Genomic DNA, 19,534 nt, shown 5'->3' with positions numbered 1-19,534 from the left:
TTCGAATTTACCCAACTTCCCCTAACTTATGTCCGGGATGTGGTGACTAGGTATCCATCTCTTCGTTCGTTGTCCGATCGGGGTAGTGAGCAGTTTTTCCCAGTGGTTGTAGAGCGTGTGGAAAAACTAGAGGACTACCAAAGTCCGTTGGGAAGTGATCTAACTTTCATAATTTCCTCAGATGGGAAGAAATGTTGTTGGTTCTATAACACCGATGTATTGAATGATGACAGTATTGCCAGAATGCAAGAGCAGTTTACTGTTTTTCTGCAAGGTATTCTCACGGAACCTGACCAGTGTATTGCTTACCTGCCTTTGTTATCTGAGCAGCAGCGGCGGGAGATTTTGCTGGAGTGGAATGATACTCAGGTGGATGATCCCCAGGATAAATGTATCCATCAGTTATTTGAGTCGCAGGTTGATCTGACCCCGGATGCAGTGGCGGTGGTGTTTGAAAATCAACAACTTACCTATAGTCAGTTGAATTGTCAGGCTAATCAATTAGCGCATTACTTACGCTCTCATGGTGTGGGTGCGGATGTGCTGGTGGGGATTTGTGTAGAGCGTTCTTTAGAGATGGTAGTGGGACTACTAGGCATTCTCAAAGCGGGTGGAGCCTATGTACCAATTGACCCTGAATATCCACAAGAGCGTCTGACTTTCATGCTAGAAGATGCTCAAGTTTCGGTATTACTAAGTCAACAAAAATTAGTTGAAAAATTACAAACCCATCAAGAAAATATTGTCTGCTTAGATACCGCATGGCAACTAATTTCTCAGTTGAGTCCAGAGAATCTCATCTCTGAGGTGCAAGGACATAACTTGGGTTATGTGATTTACACATCTGGTTCTACAGGTCAACCAAAAGGTGTGGCCATGAATCAGCTTGCTCTTTGCAATCTGCTCCTGTGGCAACGGCAAAATGTCACAATTTCTAGTGGGGCAAAAACCCTGCAATTTGCGCCGATTAGCTTTGATGTTTCCTTCCAAGAAATCTTCTCAACCTGGTGTTCTGGGGGGACATTGCTGTTGATTGGAGAGCAATTGCGCCGAGAACCATTGGCTGTGTTAGGTTTACTCCAAGAACAAGCTGTTGAGAGACTGTTTCTTCCCTTTGTTGGTTTACAGCAACTAGCCGAGGTGGCTATTGAGCGGGAATTAGTTATTAGTAATCTGCGCCAAATCATCACTGCGGGGGAACAGTTGCAGATTACTCCTGCCATTTCTCAATGGTTGAGCCAGTTAACTGATTGTACTTTGCACAATCATTATGGACCATCGGAAAGTCATGTCGTCACCAGTTTTACTCTGACTAATTCCGTGGAAACTTGGCCGCTGCTGCCTCCCATTGGTCGTCCCATTGCCAATACCCAACTTTATATCCTTGACGAAAATTTACAACCAGTACCAGTAGGTGTACCAGGAGAATTGCATATAGGTGGAGTCGGATTAGCACGCGGCTACCTCAACCGACCAGAGTTAACACAAGAAAAATTTATCGCCAATCCCTTTAGCACCTACCCTAATTCCCGTCTCTACAAAACCGGGGACTTAGCCCGTTATTTGCCAGATGGCAATATCGAATACTTGGGTCGCAGCGATAATCAAGTAAAAATCCGGGGATTCCGCATCGAGTTGGGCGAAATCGAAACAGTCCTCAGCCAATATCCCCATGTGCAAGCATCTTGCGTGATTGTCCGTGAAGACATTCCTGGGGACAAGCGCTTAGTTGCCTACATTGTGTCGCAAAAAGAGCAGAGAGCCACTGTCAGCGAACTGCGTAGCTTCCTCACACAAAAGCTGCCAGAATACATGGGTCCCCAGGCTTTCGTCATTTTAGATTCCTTACCCCTCACCCCCAATGGCAAAGTAGACCGCCGCGCTTTGCCCATACCAGATTTACACGCTGAACTCACAGACCAGTACGTAGCTCCACGCACTCCCACCGAAGAAATCCTGTCACTAATTTGGGCACAAGTCCTCAAACTAGAGCAAGTAGGTATTCATGATAACTTCTTTACCTTTGGCGGACACTCCCTACTAGCAACCCAATTGGTTTCTCGCATCCGCACTAGCTTCAAAGTAGAACTACCGTTGCGTAGTTTATTTGCTGCACCGACAGTTGCTCAATTGTCTCCACATATTCAACGGTTGCAGCAACAAGAGTTAGAACTGACTTCCCCACCCATTTTACCAAGGGACGAGAATGCAGAATTACCCTTGTCTTATGCCCAACAGCGGTTGTGGTTTTTAGACCAGTTACAACCGAACAGTTCCTTGCTTATTCTCAAGGTCTACCTTCTCCCTTAGCCCCACTGCCGATTCAGTACGCAGATTTTGCAATTTGGCAAAGAAACTGGTTAGTCGAGGATGTACTGCAAAGCCAACTGAGTTACTGGCAACAACAACTAAAAGATGCCCCAGCCCTGTTAGTGCTGCCCACAGACCGACCCAGACCTGCTGTGCAAACCTTCGTAGGCGCATATCAAGATTTTGCTCTTTCTGTGGAATTAACTCAAGGGTTAATGCAACTGAGTCAGCAACAAGATTGTACTCTGTTTATGACGCTGTTGGCAGCATTTGATGTATTACTGTATCGCTACACAGGAACAGAAGACATTTTGGTAGGGACTCCAATTGCTAACCGCGATCGCAGTGAAATAGAAGGGTTAATTGGCTTTTTTGTCAATACTTTAGTGATGCGGAGTAATTTATCGGAAAATCCCAGTTTTGCGGAATTACTCACTCGTGTTCGGTCTATGGCTTTATCCGCCTATGCTCATCAGAATTTGCCATTGGAAATGCTGGTGGAAGCATTGCAGCCAGAACGCGACCTTAGTCATACACCCCTATTTCAGGTGATGTTTGCCCTCCAGAATCCTTACCTGTCAGAAGTAGAGTTGAGTGGGTTAAGTATTAGTTCATTGCCAATAGAAGGTGCAACGGCAAAGTTTGATCTTACCTTAGCAATGGAGAACACAAGTAATGGATTGATTGGGGTGTGGGAGTACAATACTGACTTGTTTGATGCCAGCACTATTGAGCGCATGACTGGTCATTTTCTGACACTACTTTCGTCAATTGTGGCTAATCCTCTGGAACAGATTTCCCAATTACCTTTGTTAACAGAACCAGAGAAACAGCAGTTATTAATTGAGTGGAATCATACTCAGGTAGATTATCCTGTTGATCAGTGTATTCATCAGTTATTTGAGCAGCAAGTCCGGCGGACACCGGATGCAGTGGCGGTGGTATTTGAAGAGCAACAACTTACATATCATGAATTAAATTGTCGAGCTAATCAGTTGGCGCATTACTTGCAGTCTTTGGGTGTGGGAGCCGATGTGCTGGTGGGTATTTGTGTGGAGCGCTCTTGGGAGATGATTGTGGGATTACTGGGTATTCTCAAGGCGGGTGGGGCTTATGTGCCGCTTGACCCAGATTATCCAACTGAGCGTTTGACTTTTATGTGGGCAGATGCTCAAGTTTCAGTCTTATTAACCCAACAGCATTTAGTCGAGAAATTACCTGAAAATCAAGCGCCTGTCGTCTGCTTAGATACCGACTGGCTGCTGATCTGTGAATCTAGTCAGGAGAGTCCAATCACTGAGGTACAACCTGGTAACTTAGCTTATGTGATTTATACCTCCGGTTCTACTGGCACACCCAAGGGGGTAATGCTCTCTCACAGTAACCTTTGCAACCATATGTCCTGGATGCAAGCAACATTCCCCCTGACGGAAAAAGACAAAGTATTGCAAAAAACTCCCTTTGGCTTTGATGCGTCAGTTTGGGAATTCTACGCTCCATTATTAGCCGGTGGACAGTTGTTAATAGCTAAACCAGGAGGTCATACTGATAGTGCTTATCTGTTAAGGTTAATTGCCCAACAGCAGGTAACGATTGTTCAACTTGTCCCATCTTTGTTACAAATGCTTTTAGAGCAGGGAGGAATCGAAACTTGTCACTCCCTCAAACACGTCTTCTGTGGAGGTGAAGTCTTACCAGTTGCTCTACTTGAAGGCTTGTTAAGCAAGCTAGATGTGAACTTACACAATCTTTACGGACCGACGGAAACTTGTATCGATGCAACTTTCTGCAATTGTCAGCGAGAGATATATACACAAATTGTCCCCATTGGTCGCCCAATTTCCAATACCCAAATTTATATCCTTGACCAAAATTTACAAGCATTACCCGTTGGTGTACCAGGCGAATTGCATATAAGTGGAGCCGGATTAGCCAGAGGCTACCTCAATCGCCCCGAATTGACACAAGAGAAATTTATCGCCAATCCCTTTAGCACCTACCCTAATTCCCGTCTCTACAAAACCGGGGACTTAGCCCGTTATTTGCCCAATGGCAATATAGAATACCTGGGACGCATTGATAATCAAGTAAAAATCCGTGGTTTCCGGATCGAATTAGCAGAAATTGAAGCGGTACTGAACCAAAGAGATGATGTACAGGTAGCTTGTGTTATCGCCCGTGAAGACGACCCTGGGAATAAACGGCTAGTAGGCTACATTGTGCCGTCTTCCCAGATGACTTGTACTGTTAGTGAATTACCGCAATTCCTCAAGACAAAACTGCCAGATTACATGGTTCCCAATATCTTTGTGATCCTGGATTCCCTCCCCTTAACCCCTAATGGCAAAGTAGACCGCCGCGCTTTACCTGTTCCCGATTTACAGGGTCAAGGAACCGACAAATACGTAGCTCCACGCACCCCCACCGAAGAAATCCTGTCACTAATTTGGGCACAAGTCCTTAAACTAGAGCAAGTAGGCATTCATGATAACTTCTTTACCTTTGGCGGACACTCCCTACTAGCAACCCAATTAGTTTCCCGTATCCGCACTAGCTTCAAAGTAGAACTACCGTTGCGTAGTTTATTTGCTGCACCGACAGTTGCTCAATTGTCGCCACATATTCAACGGTTGCAGCAACAAGAGTTAGAACTGACTTCCCCACCCATTTTACCAAGGGCAGAGAATGCAGAATTACCCTTGTCTTATGCCCAACAGCGGTTGTGGTTTTTAGACCAATTACAACCGAACAGTGCCTTATATAATATCCCCATAGCTTTGCGTCTAGTCGGAACTCTCAATCAAGCAGCCTTAGCACAAAGCTTAGAAGAAATTATTCATCGTCACGAAGCATTACGCACCAATTTCATTACAGTTGATGGTACACCAAGGCAAGTCATTCAAACAGCAACAAATTGGACAGTATCAGTTGTTAACTTCAGGCATTTATCCACCAGCGCACAAGAAATAGCTGCACAGCAATTGGCACAAAAACAAGCTATTCAATCCTTTGACTTGGCAAGTGAAGTATTAATCAGAGTAACATTAGTAGTGCTTTCTGAGACAGAACACCTGTTGAATGTGTGTATGCACCACATTGTCTCTGATGGCTGGTCAATGGGTGTGTTTGTCGCAGAACTGGCAGCATTATACAATGCTTATTCAATAGGTCTACCTTCTCTGCCAGACGCTACGCGAATACCTTTAACTCCACTGCCGATTCAGTACGCAGATTTTGCAATTTGGCAAAGAAACTGGTTAGTCGGAGATGTACTGCAAAGCCAACTGAATTACTGGCAACAACAACTAAAAGATGCACCAGCCCTGTTAGTGCTGCCCACAGACCGACCCAGACCTGCTGTGCAAACCTTCGTAGGCGCATATCAAGATTTTGCTCTTTCTGTGGAATTAACTCAAGGGTTAATGCAACTGAGTCAGCAACAAGATTGTACTCTGTTTATGACGCTGTTGGCAGCATTTGATGTATTACTGTATCGCTACACAGGAACAGAAGACATTTTGGTAGGGACTCCAATTGCTAACCGCGATCGCAGTGAAATAGAAGGGTTAATTGGCTTTTTTGTCAATACTTTAGTGATGCGGAGTAATTTATCGGAAAATCCCAGTTTTGCGGAATTACTCACTCGTGTTCGGTCTATGGCTTTATCCGCTTATGCTCATCAGAATTTGCCATTGGAAATGCTGGTGGAAGCATTGCAGCCAGAACGCGACCTTAGTCATACACCCCTATTTCAGGTGATGTTTGCCCTCCAGAATCCTTACCTGTCAGAAGTAGAGTTGAGTGGGTTAAGTATTAGTTCATTGCCAATAGAAGGTGCAACGGCAAAGTTTGATCTTACCTTAGCAATGGAGAACACAGGTAATGGATTGATTGGGGTGTGGGAGTACAATACTGACTTGTTTGATGCCAGCACTATTGAGCGCATGACTGGTCATTTTCTGACACTACTTTCGTCAATTGTGGCTAATCCTCTGGAACAGATTTCCCAATTACCTTTGTTAACAGAACCAGAGAAACAGCAGTTATTAATTGAGTGGAATCATACTCAGGTAGATTATCCTGTTGATCAGTGTATTCATCAGTTATTTGAGCAGCAAGTCCGGCGGACACCGGATGCAGTGGCGGTGGTATTTGAAGAGCAACAACTTACATATCATGAATTAAATTGTCGAGCTAATCAGTTGGCGCATTACTTGCAGTCTTTGGGTGTGGGAGCCGATGTGCTGGTGGGTATTTGTGTGGAGCGCTCTTGGGAGATGATTGTGGGATTACTGGGTATTCTCAAGGCGGGTGGGGCTTATGTGCCCCTTGACCCTGAGTATCCACCTGAACGGTTGAGTTTCATCCTCACAGACACTCAGGTGAAAGTGCTACTGACCCAACAGCAATTAGTCAACAAGCTACCAGCCCATACTGCACAGCTTGTCTGCTTAGATACCGACTTGGAAAAAATTACCCAAAACAGCAACTCCAACCCTGTCAATACTGCCACATCGCCTAATCTGGCATACGTCATCTACACTTCAGGTTCTACAGGTCAGCCTAAAGGTGTTTTAGTCAACCACCATCATGTAACTCGTCTGTTTGCCGCCACAAACTCTTGGTATAAATTTAATTCTCAAGATGTGTGGACAATGTTCCACTCCTATGCCTTCGACTTCTCTGTTTGGGAAATTTGGGGTGCATTGCTTTATGGTGGACGACTGGTAGTAGTGCCGTATTTATTGACGCGATCGCCTGAATCGTTCTATAAATTATTATCTCAAGAGCAGGTCACAATTCTCAATCAAACGCCTTCAGCTTTCCGCCAGTTAATTCAAGCAGAACAGTCAATCGGAATGAGCAATTTGAACCTCCGTCTCGTAATTTTTGGTGGAGAAGCTCTGGAACTCGAGAGTTTGCAACCCTGGTTTGAGCGCCACGGCGACCAGAAACCGCAGTTAGTGAATATGTACGGGATTACGGAAACTACTGTACACGTAACCTATCGTCCATTGAGCCTTGACGATTTAAATCGCACAGCTAGTGTCATTGGTCGCCCGATTCCCGACTTACAAGTGTATGTGCTAGACCAGCATTTACAACCAGTACCGATTGGAGTTCCAGGGGAGATGTACGTTGGTGGTGAGGGGGTGACTCGTGGCTATCTCCATCGTGACGAACTCACAGGACAAAGGTTTATCTCCAACCCCTTCCAAAGAAGTAAGGGAGGAGAACGCCTTTATAGAACAGGAGACTTAGCCCGTTATTTGCCCAATGGCGAGTTAGAGTATTTAGGGCGAATTGACCAGCAAGTAAAGATTCGCGGCTTCCGCATTGAGTTGGGCGAAATTGAAGGATTACTGGCACAACATCCAGCCGTTTGGGAAAGTGTGGTGGTAGTCAGGGAGGATGAACCGGGCGACAAACGTCTGGTAGCTTACGTAGTACCGCAAGTGGCACAAGCTCCCACAACAGCAGAACTGCGTAGCTTCCTCAAGGAAAAGTTACCAGATTACATGATACCAAATGCAATAGTCATCTTGGAGTCTTTACCCCTCACGTCCAATGGCAAAATAGACCGTCGCTCCCTACCGGTTCCAGAATCACGCGCAGGAATAGAAGAGAGTTTAGTAGCACCCCGCACTCCCGTTGAAGAAAAATTGGCACAAATTTGGGCAAAAGTCCTGAGAGTAGAGCAAGTGGGGATTCATGACAACTTCTTTGAACTTGGCGGACACTCGCTACTAGCAACCCAATTGGTTTCACGCATCCGCACTAGCTTCAAAGTAGAACTACCGTTGCGTAGTTTATTTGCGGCACCGACAGTTGCCGAATTAGCACCATTGATTCAGCAGTTACAGCAACAAAACATAGAAATAAAAGTACCACCCATCTTACCAAGGAAAAAGAATGCAAAATCATAATGAAGAATTACCACTATCTTATGCTCAACAGCGTTTGTGGTTTTTAGACCAGTTACAGCCGAACAGTCCCTTATACAACATACCTTTAGCTTTGCGTCTAGTAGGAACTCTCAATCGAGCAGCCTTGGCACAAAGCTTAAAAGAAATTATTGATCGTCACGAAGCCTTACGCACCAATTTCATGACAATTGATGGACAACCAGCACAAATCATTCAAACAGAAATAAATTGGACAGTATCAGTTGTTGACTTGCAGCATTTATCTACACTTGTACTGAGCGAAGTCGAAGTAACCGAACAAGAAAGTGCTGCACAGCAATTGGCACAAAAACAAGCAATTCAACCCTTTGATTTAGCAAGTGAATCGTTAGTCAGAGCGACATTAGTCGTACTATCCGAGACAGAACACTTACTATTAGTGTGTATGCACCACATTGTCAGTGATGGCTGGTCAATGGGAGTGTTTTTCCAAGAACTAGCGGCACTGTACAATGCTTATTCAATAGGTCAGCGAACACCGTTAGAGCCATTAGCAATTCAATACGCAGATTTTGCAATTTGGCAAAGAGAGTTCTTGCAAGGGGATTTGCTGCAAAGCCAATTGAGTTACTGGCAAAAACAACTAAAAGATGCACCAGCTTTATTATCGCTACCCACAGACAGACCCAGACCTGCTGTGCAAACCTTCGTTGGCGCACATCAAAAGTTTGCACTTTCAGTTGAGTTAACTCAAAAGTTGACAAAACTGAGTCAGGAGCAGGAAGTAACACTATTCATGACATTGTTGGCAGCATTTGATACCCTACTTTACCGCTACACAGGACAATCAGACATTGTGGTAGGGGCTCCTATAGCCAACCGCAATTACGGTGAAATAGAAGCATTAATTGGCTTTTTTGTCAATACATTGGTAATGCGTACCAACTTGGAGGGAATCCTCGATTTAGTGAATTACTGACTCGTGTTCGGTTAATGGCAATGGATGCATACTCTCATCAGGATTTACCTTTTGAAATGCTAGTTGAGGCATTGCAGCTAGAACGGGATCTCAGCTATACACCGCTGTTTCAGGTAGTGTTTGGCCTTCAGAATGCTCCTAACTCTCAAGTAGAGTTGACTGGATTAACTGTTAGTCCATTGGTAGTAGAAAGTGTAACTGCCAAGTGTGATCTTACCTTAGCAATGGAGAACACAGGTACTGGACTAATTGGTGTGTGGGAGTATAACACTGACTTGTTTGATACAAGCACTATTGAGCGGATGACTGGTCATTTTGTCACCTTACTTGAGGGAATTGTGGCGAATCCCCTTGAGCGAATTTCCCAATTACCTCTGCTGACAGAAGTTGAGCAGCAGCAGTTATTAATTGAGTGGAATGATACACAAGTAGACTATCCCCAAGATAAGTGTATCCATCAGTTATTTGAGGAGCAGTGTTTGAGGACACCCGATGCTGTGGCGGTGGTATTTGAGAATCAACAACTTACCTATGATGAGTTGAATTGTCGCGCTAACCAGTTGGCACATTACTTGCGCTCTCATGGAGTGGGAGCAGATGTACTGGTAGGGTTGTGTGTAGAGCGATCGCTAGAGATGATCGTGGGAATTTTAGGAATTCTCAAAGCAGGTGGCGCTTATGTGCCGCTTGACCCTGAGTATCCACAAAAGCGGATTCAGTTCATGCTAAAAGATTCTGGGACATCGGTGTTACTCACCCAAAGTTTCCTCCTAGACCAATTACCTATAGCTGAACAGCAAAATCCCTGCCAAGTAATTTGTTTAGATCAGGAAAGTTTTAGTTCGGAGTTAACGGATAATCCCAGTCCTCAAAGTACACCTAATAATTTAGCTTACGTCATCTACACCTCTGGTTCGACAGGACGACCTAAAGGTGTAATGATTGAACATCAGGCACTGGTAAATTTAAGCTTGGCTTGGTGCAAAACTTTTCAAGTTCAATCCCAAAGCCGTTTGCTTCAGTTTGGGTCTTTTAGCTTTGATCTATCTGTTGCTGAAATTGCTACTACCTTCGTCAGTGGTGCTTGCTTATATCTTCCAAACATTGAAACCTTGTTACCAAGTCAAGTCTTGGTTGACTTTTTAGCTGATCACAAGATTTCCCATAGTTTTTTATCTCCTTCGGCGTTGTCTGTCTTACCTCAAGCGACCTTACCCGATTTGCAATATCTAAGCGTTGGTGGTGAAGCTTCCTCAGCAGAATTAGTAGAACGGTGGGGAACGGGACGGCGTTTTTTCAACGCCTACGGACCTACGGAGTCTACGGTTGCGGCGACGATAGCAATTTGTCAACCCAATGGAAGAAAACCGCCCATCGGTCGTCCAATCGCCAACGCGCAAATCTACATCTTAGACTCACACTTACAACCAGTACCCATCGGTGTACCAGGAGAATTGCACATCGGTGGTGCGGGGTTAGCACGAGGCTACCTCAACCGACCTGAATTGACACAAGAGAAATTTATCCCCAATCCCTTTGACAATTCAAAATTTAAAATACCCTACAGAAACGCCAAAGACGGACAAAATTCAAAATTATATAAAACTGGGGACTTAGCCCGTTATCTGCCAGATGGCAACATTGAATACCTGGGACGCATCGACAATCAGGTAAAAATTCGTGGCTTCCGCATTGAATTGGGAGAAATTGAAGCAGTACTAAGTCAACTAGGCGATGTCCAAGCATCTTGCGTCATTGTCCGCGAAGATATAACCGGGGATAAACGCCTAGTTGGTTACATCGTGCCACAAAAAGAAGTGACACCGACAGTTAGTGAACTGCGACAATTCCTAAAAGCCAAACTACCAGAATACATGGTACCTAATGCTTTCGTCATTTTAGAATCTCTGCCACTAACTCCCAATGGTAAAATCGACCACCGCGCTTTACCCACACCGGATTTACACAGGGAACTCAAACACAAATATGTAGCCCCGCGCACTCCAGTTGAGGAAATGCTGGCACAAATTTGGGCGCAAGTCCTCAAAGTAGAGCAAGTGGGGATACAAGATAACTTCTTTACCTTCGGTGGACACTCACTCCTAGCAACACAACTGGTTTCACACATCCGCAACATTTTCCAAGTGGAACTACCATTGCGGGAGTTATTTGCTGCACCGACAATAGCCGAATTGATGCCATCGATTCAGCATTTACAACAACAAGACTTAGAACTAACTTCCCCACCCATCTTACCAAGGGCAGAGAATGCAGAATTACTATTATCATTTGCTCAAAATCGGCTGTGGTTTTTAGACCAGTTCGAGCCGAACAGTGCCTTATACAACATACCCATAGCTTTACGTCTAGTCGGAACTCTCAATCAAGTAGCCTTAGAACAAAGCTTACAAGAAATTATTCATCGCCACGAAGCCTTACGCACCAATTTAATTACAGTTGATGGACAACCAAGACAAATTATTCAAACAGCAACAAATTGGACAGTATCAGTTGTTGACTTGAGGCATTTATCGACAACCGAACAAGAAATAGCTGCACAGCAATTAGTACAACAACAAGCTCTACAACCCTTTTACCTAGAAAAACAAGCATTAGTGAGAGCGACATTAGTAGTGCTGTCTGTAACAGAGCATCTATTTTTAGTTTGTATGCACCATATTGTCTCTGATGGCTGGTCCATGGGGGTGTTTGTCCAAGAACTAGCGACCCTGTACAATGCTTATTCAATAGGTCAACCTGCCAATCTCGCACCACTGCCGATTCAGTACGCAGATTTCGCCTTATGGCAGAGACAGTGGTTAGCCGGGGATGTATTACAAAACCAATTGAGTTATTGGCAACAACAACTAAAAGATGCACCAACCCTATTATCACTCCCCACAGACCGACCCAGACCTGCTGTGCAAACCACCGCTGGGGCATATCATGAGTTTGCACTCTCTGTTGAGTTAAGTCGAAAATTGACAAAACTGAGTCAGGAACAAGGGGTGACGTTGTTCATGATGTTGTTGGCAGCCTTTGATACCCTACTTTATCGCTACACAGAACAATCAGATATTTTGGTAGGGACACCAATTGCTAATCGTCATCGTAGTGAAATAGAAGGGTTAATTGGCTTTTTTGTCAATACTTTAGTTTTACGGACTGATTTATCAGGTAATCCCAGTTTTGCGGAATTACTCACTCGTGTTCGGTTGATGGCAATGGATGCTTATGCTCATCAGGATTTACCCTTTGAAATGTTGGTGGAAGTATTGCAGCCAGAACGCGACCTCAGCCATGCACCACTGTTTCAGGTAGATTTTCTCCTCCAAAATGATCCCCTAGCGACCGTAGAGTTGACTGGGTTAACTGTCAGTCCATTACCAATAGAAACCGTAACGGCAAAATTTGATCTGACCTTAGGAATGCAGAACACAGGTAATGGACTGGTGGGAGTGTGGGAGTACAACACCGACTTGTTTGACCATAGCACCATCGCCCGGATGGCGGGTCATTTTGTCACACTCCTGGCAGCAATTGTGGCGAATCCCAGTGAGCGAATTGACCAATTGCCAATGCTAACAGCAGTTGAGCAACACCAGTTATTTGTAGAATGGAACGATACTCAAGCCGATTATCCCCAAGATAAATGTATCCATCAGTTGTTTGAACAGCAGGTTAGGTTTACCCCAGATGCAGTAGCAGTAATATTTGAAAATCAACAATTAACTTATGGTGAGTTGAACACCCAAGCTAATCAATTAGCACACTACTTACAAGATATTGGTGTAAAACCAGAAGTTTTGGTGGGGATTTATTTAGAGCGATCGCTATCCATCATCGTCACATTGTTAGCCGTCCTCAAAGCCGGTGGCGGTTATGTCCCCCTCGACCCTGATTATCCCCAGCAGCGTTTAGCTGACATATCTGAGGATTCACAATTTTCTGTGCTAATCACACAGCAAAAATTACTCAATTCTCTACCAGTACAAGGAGTAAAAGTCATTGTCTTAGATAGAGAATCTGAGATGCTGACGAATCAAAGTCCAGCAAATCCGGTCAGTGAGGTCAAACCAGAAAACTTAACTTGTCTATTGTACACTTCTGGGTCTACCGGCAAACCCAAAGGCGTGATGCTGACTCATGCTGCTTTAGTTAACCATAGCAGTGCAATTAGTGAAGTATTTGCCCTAACTAGCGCAGATCGTGTGTTGCAATTTGCGTCCTTCAGCTTTGATGTAGCGGCGGAAGAAATATTCCCCACTTGGTACAAAGGCGCAACGGTGGTATTAAGACCCACACAAATGTTTCCTGACTTTGCCAGTTTTGCCCAATTTATTGCCCAAGAAAGTCTCAGCGTCTTAAATATTACTCCAGCCTATTGGCATGAATGGGCAGTAGCGGTATCTCAAGACAATGCAACTGTACCGCAAAGTCTGAGGTTAGTGGCTGTGGGTGGGGATGCAGTTCTCCCAGAAACAGTGACAATATGGCGACAAGTAGTAGGCGATCGCGTCAATTGTCTAAATGTCTACGGTCCAACCGAAGCATCTGTAACCGCCATAGTTCATGACCTACTCCATCCCCAATCAGAAACAGCCAACTCAGTGCTGATTGGTCGTCCCATTGCCAATACACAAGCCTACATCCTTGACCGTCATCTGCAACCAGTACCCGTGGGAGTCAAAGGTGAACTGCACCTGTGTGGTGTTCGTTTAGCAAGAGGTTATCTCAACCGCCCAGAACTGACGGAGGAAAAATTTATTCCCAACCCCTTCAGCGGGGCAGAAATTCTGCCTAATTCCCAGTCCCCAGTTCCCGACTTTATAAAACCGGGGATTTAGCCCGCTATTTGCCAGATGGTAATATTGAGTGCTTTGGACGCATCGACAATCAAGTAAAAATTCGGGGATTCCGCATCGAGTTGGGAGAAATTGAAGCGGTACTAAACCAATATATTGATGTGCAGACATCTTGTGTGATCATCCGCGAAGATACCCCAGGGGATAAATATTTAGTTGCCTACGTAGTACCATATTCCGAAAAAATACCCACAATTAGCGAACTGCGTCAATTCCTCTCTAGGAATCTGCCTCTTTACATGGTGCCCCAGGCTTTCGTATTTCTGGACTTTCTCCCACTAACACCAAACCGCAAAGTAGACCGTCGCGCCCTACCAGCACCAGATTTATCCAGCAACAGAACAGACAAGTTGAGCAGCAGCAATTATTAATTGAGTGGAATGATACACAAGTAGACTATCCCCATGATTTGTGCATTCATCATTTGTTTGAGGAGAAGGTAGAGCGCAACCCGGATGCTGTGGCGGTGGTATTTGAAGAGCAACAACTGACATATCACGAGTTGAATTGTCGCGCTAATCAGTTGGCGCACTATTTGCGCTCTCATGGAGTGGGAGCAGATGTACTGGTGGGTATTTGTGTAGAGCGTTCTTTAGAAATGATCGTGGGACTACTTGCAATTCTCAAAGCGGGTGGAGCTTATGTACCACTTGACCCAGAGTATCCCCAAGAGCGTTTGAGCTTTATCCTTGAAGATGCCCAGGTGAAGGTACTATTAACCCAACAGTCACTCCTGGACAAATTACAATCGCATCAAGCGCAGCTTGTTTGTTTGGATGAGATATGGGAAGAAATTGTCCAAAATAATCAAGATAATCCTACCAGTGGGGTGACGGCTTTTCATCTAGCGAATGTAATTTACACTTCCGGTTCAACAGGTAAACCTAAAGGTGTAATGGTTGAGCATAAGGGATTATGCAACCTAGCTCAAGCTCAGATGCAAACTTTTGGTTTGCATTCTGATAGCTGCATTCTCCAGTTTGCTTCCCTCAGTTTTGATGCTTCTATCTGGGAAGTTGTCATGGCTCTGGGATCAGGGGCAACACTTTACTTAGGAACAAAAGACTCTTTATTACCGGGTATGCCGTTAATTGAGCGATTACGCAATTATTGCATTACCCATGTCACCTTACCACCATCAGCACTGGCAGTTCTCCCGACGGAAGAACTCCCGGCGTTGCAAACAATAATTGTTGCTGGAGAAGCTTGTTCTGGTGAACTCATCAGACAATGGTCTGTGGGCAGAAATTTCTTCAATGCCTACGGTCCGACAGAAGCCAGTGTCTGTTCTACAGTAGCAAAATGTACTGATGCTGATCAGAAAATCTCCATCGGTCGTCCAATCGCCAACGCGCAAATCTACATCTTAGACTCACACTTACAGCCAGTACCCATCGGTGTACCAGGAGAATTGCACATTGGTGGAGCAGGTTTAGCACGCGGCTATCTCAACCGACCAGAGTTAACCCAAGAGAAATTTATCCCCAATCCCTTTGACAATTCAAAATTATATAAAACCGGGGACTTGGCACGCTATTTACCTGATGGCAATATAGAATACTTGGGACGCATCGATCATCAAGTTAAAATTCGTGGCTTCCGCATTGAATTAGGCGAAATTGAAGCCGTACTTAGTCAACATGAGGATGTGCAAATATCTTGCGTCATTGTCAGCGAAGATACCCCTGGTGAGACTTGTACTGAGGGTAGCCGAAGTAAGCAGTTAGTCGCCTATATTGTGCCGGAAAAAAATGTCACACTCACAACTAGCGAACTGCGTCAGTTTCTTGGCAATAAACTACCTGGATACATGGTGCCCCAGGCTTTTGTAATCCTGGAGTCTTTACCGATAACACCAAATGGAAAAATAGACCGCCGCGCCCTACCAGCACCAGATTTACACAGTGAAATAGCAGACAAATTTGTTGCACCCCGTAACCCCATTGAGGAAAAATTAGCACTCATTTGGACTCAAGTGCTGAGGTTAGAGCAAGTAGGCATTGACGATAACTTCTTTGAACTTGGAGGACATTCTCTACTAGCAACTCAGGTAATTTCTCGCTTGCAGGAAGCTTTTAAGATTTCGTTACCGTTACGCTATATCTTTGAATCACCGACAGTTGCTCAGTTAAGTGAGGCGATTTTAAGTCAGCTAGAAACTGGTTCAGGTTTGACGGTGCCAGCCATCGCACCTGTTGACCGAGACAGAGACATACCTCTATCGTGGGCGCAGGAACGCCTGTGGTTTGTAAATCAGTTGGAAGGTGAAAGTAGTGCTTACACAATAGATTTCACCATGCGGCTGGTGGGGAATCTCAATGTCAAAGCTTTAGAGCAAGCTTTTGCGGCGATCGCGCAACGCCATGAACCTCTGCGGACTCAGTTTAAGATTAAGGATAATAAGCCAGTGCAGGCGATCGCACCCAGTATGACCATCACCCTACCAGTGGTGGATTTACAAAATCTCCAAGACCCCACCAAACAAGTAGAGGAACTGGCGACAGCAGAAGCCTGTAAACCCTTCGATTTGGCTAATGGTTCAGTGCTGCGAGTCAAGCTTTGGCAAGTTGCGCCCGACGAGTATGTATTGCTACTAGCAATTCATCATATTGCAGCTGATGGTTGGTCAATGGGCATTTTGATCGATGAACTCTCAGCCTATTACCGCAGCTTTTCAATGGGTAGTTCTGTTGAATTACCAGAATTATCTATACAGTATGCCGATTTCGCTGTCTGGCAGCGTCAGTGGCTGACAAATCAGGTATTAGAGCGTCAATTAAGCTACTGGAAGCAACAGTTAACAGGTGCGCCACCTCTATTAGAATTACCCACAGACCGCCCCCGCCCAGCTATACAAACTTTCCGAGGCGGTACAGAGCAACTGCAACTAGATAGCCAGCTAACCCAGCAGCTGAAAAAGCTCTCTCAAAAGTCTGGAAGCACTCTGTTTATGACACTGTTGGCGGGTTTTGTGGTGTTACTGTCTCGTTACAGTGGACAAACAGATTTGGTGGTTGGCTCACCGATCGCTAATCGCAATCGCCAAGAAATCGAACCATTAATTGGCTTTTTTGTCAATACATTGGCGCTAAGATTCGATCTTTCCCCAGAACCGAGCTTTGAAGCCTTACTAGCGCAGGTGCGAAAAGTTACTCAAAACGCCTACGAGCATCAGGATTTACCCTTTGAAATGTTAGTGGAAGAGTTGCAACTGGAGCGGAACTTGGATCGCAATCCCTTGACGCAGGTGGTATTTGCCCTCCAGAATGCGCCAACTGCGCCTTGGGATTTTCCTGGTGTCAGGGTCCAGGATATGCCTTCAGGACTGGACTCGGTTCGAGTTGACCTAGAAGTTTACTTGTGGGACGTACCAGAAGGTCTGGGAGGCTTTTGCTCGTATAACAGGGATTTGTTTGATGGGACAACTATTGCCCGGATGATGCAAAATTTTGTAACTTTATTAGGGGCAATTGTTGACAATTCCCAACAATCGGTGGCTTTACTACCCTTGCTAACAGAGGGCGATCGCCAACTATTAAGGGAATGGAATGATACCCAAACCGATGATCCCTACCACAAGTGTATTCATCAATTAGTAGAAGAACAGGCACAACAGACTCCCGATGTAGTCGCAGTAGTCTGTGGAAATCAACAACTGACCTATGCACAGTTGAACAATCGCGCTAATCAGTTAGCTCACTACCTGCGGTCTTTGGGGCTAAAAACCGAGCAGTTGGTGGGGATTTGTGTAGAGCGATCGCCCTTAATGCTCGTGGGAATTTTAGGAATTCTCAAAGCAGGCGGTGCTTACGTGCCGCTTGACCCTGAGTATCCCCAAGAACGTCTGAGCTTGATGTTAGAGGACAGTCAAGTTTCGTTACTGCTGACCCAATGGACACTCATTGAAAAATTACCCCAACATCCAGCCAAAACTGTATTTTTAGATGAAATTTGGCAACAAATTGCCCAAAACAGCCAAGAAAATCTCACGGGAATCGTCACTGCTGCTAACTTAGCCAATGTAATTTATACTTCTGGATCTACAGGTAAACCGAAAGGGGTAATGGTTGAGCATCAAGGATTGTGCAACCTAGCTCAAGCTCAGATTCAGGCTTTTGGTTTGCATTCTGATAGTCGATTCTCCAGTTTGCTTCCTTGAGTTTTGATGCTTGTATATCAGAAATTTTGATGTCCTTGGGATCGGGAGGGACACTTTATCTAGGAAGCAAAGATTCTCTAATGCCCGGTACGCCCTTAATTGAGCGATTACGAGATTATGCCATTACCCATATCACCCTACCACCATCGGCATTAGCTGTTCTGCATAAAGTCGAACTGACTACCCTGCAAACCATAATTGTCGCGGGAGAAGCCTGTGCGGTTGAACTTATCAAACAATGGTCAGCGGGGCGCAATTTCTTTAATGCTTATGGACCGACAGAAGGAAGCGTCTGTGCAACTCTGGCAAAATGCACCCCTTTCGACCCAAAAGTTACCATTGGTCGTCCCATTGCCAACGTCCAAGTTTACATTTTAGACTCCCAGTTACAGCCTGTACCGATTGGTGTACCAGGAGAATTACATATTGCTGGCGTTGGGGTAGCCAGAGGCTATCTCAACCGACCAGAATTAACCCAAGAGAAATTTATCTCCAATCCCTTTGGCCCATCAAAATTGTATAAAACCGGGGATTTAGGTCGTTATTTAGCGGATGGGACGATTGAATACCTGGGACGCATCGACAATCAAGTGAAGATTCGGGGTTTTCGCATAGAACTGGGTGAAATTGAAGCAGTTGCAAGCCAACACCCCTTAGTACAGGAAAGTGTCGTCATAGCAAGAGAAGACATCCCTGGTGATAAACGTCTGGTGGCTTATTTAGTTCCGGCTCTCCAGGGTCAAGTTTTACCAGAACAGTTGGCGCAATGGCAAGGCGAGTATGTTAGTGATTGGCAAAAACTCTATGAACAATCCTATAGCCAACAGCAAACCCCAACAGATGACCCCACCTTCAATATTAGTGGTTGGAACAGTAGTTATACTGGCAAAGCCATTCCCGATTCAGAAATGCGGGAGTGGGTTGAGAGTACGGTGAGCCGAATTTTGCTAGGGAAACCACAGCGAGTGTTAGAAATTGGTTGCGGTAGTGGGTTATTGCTATTTCGCGTTGCTCCCTATTGTCAAGAATATTGGGGAGCGGATTATTCCTCAGCAACTATTCGCAATCTGGAGCGATTATGTGGGGAGATCCAGGGTCTAGAAAATGTCCGCCTGCTACACAAAACAGCAGATAACTTTGAAGGTATCCCCCAAGGAGTCTTTGATACGGTGGTTGTCAACTCAGTAGTACAGTATTTTCCCAGTGTGGACTATCTGTTACAGGTTTTAGAAGGGGCAATGACAGCGATCGCCTCTCAAGGTAAGATATTCGTGGGGGATGTCCGCAGTCGCCCTCAACAGTAACCTGGCAAATC

1 protein-coding gene and 3 pseudogenes are annotated in these 19,534 nt (G+C 45.0%); all 4 read left to right on the top strand.

Translation table 11 applies throughout. From position 1 onward, the window contains the following. Positions 1–156 precede the first annotated feature (156 nt). Positions 157–8,237, top strand: a pseudogene (locus HGD76_RS26355) (non-ribosomal peptide synthetase); the annotation flags it as partial. After that, positions 8,224–14,410, top strand: a pseudogene (locus HGD76_RS26350) (amino acid adenylation domain-containing protein); the annotation flags it as partial. The pseudogenes HGD76_RS26355 and HGD76_RS26350, both read left to right, overlap by 14 nt. 2 nt (positions 14,411–14,412) lie before the next feature. Further along, positions 14,413–18,953 (top strand): annotated as a pseudogene (locus HGD76_RS26345) (AMP-binding protein); the annotation flags it as partial. Between the two features lie 174 nt (positions 18,954–19,127). Then, positions 19,128–19,523: a class I SAM-dependent methyltransferase gene (locus HGD76_RS26340; protein WP_442873231.1), complete on the top strand. Its 396-nt coding sequence runs from the start codon at positions 19,128–19,130 to the stop codon at positions 19,521–19,523. Positions 19,524–19,534: the final 11 nt, after the last annotated feature.

This window comes from Dolichospermum flos-aquae CCAP 1403/13F, from assembly GCF_012516395.1.
GTDB lineage: Bacteria > Cyanobacteriota > Cyanobacteriia > Cyanobacteriales > Nostocaceae > Dolichospermum > Dolichospermum lemmermannii.
The sequence above is the reverse complement of the archived record's forward strand: the minus strand, read 5'-3'. Positions and strand labels throughout refer to the sequence as shown.

What these genes read in the sequence shown, in the direction of transcription:
- HGD76_RS26340 (WP_442873231.1), top strand. Translation starts at nt 19,128, where the DNA reads ATGCGGGAGTGGGTTGAGAGTACGGTGAGCCGAATTTTGCTAGGGAAA.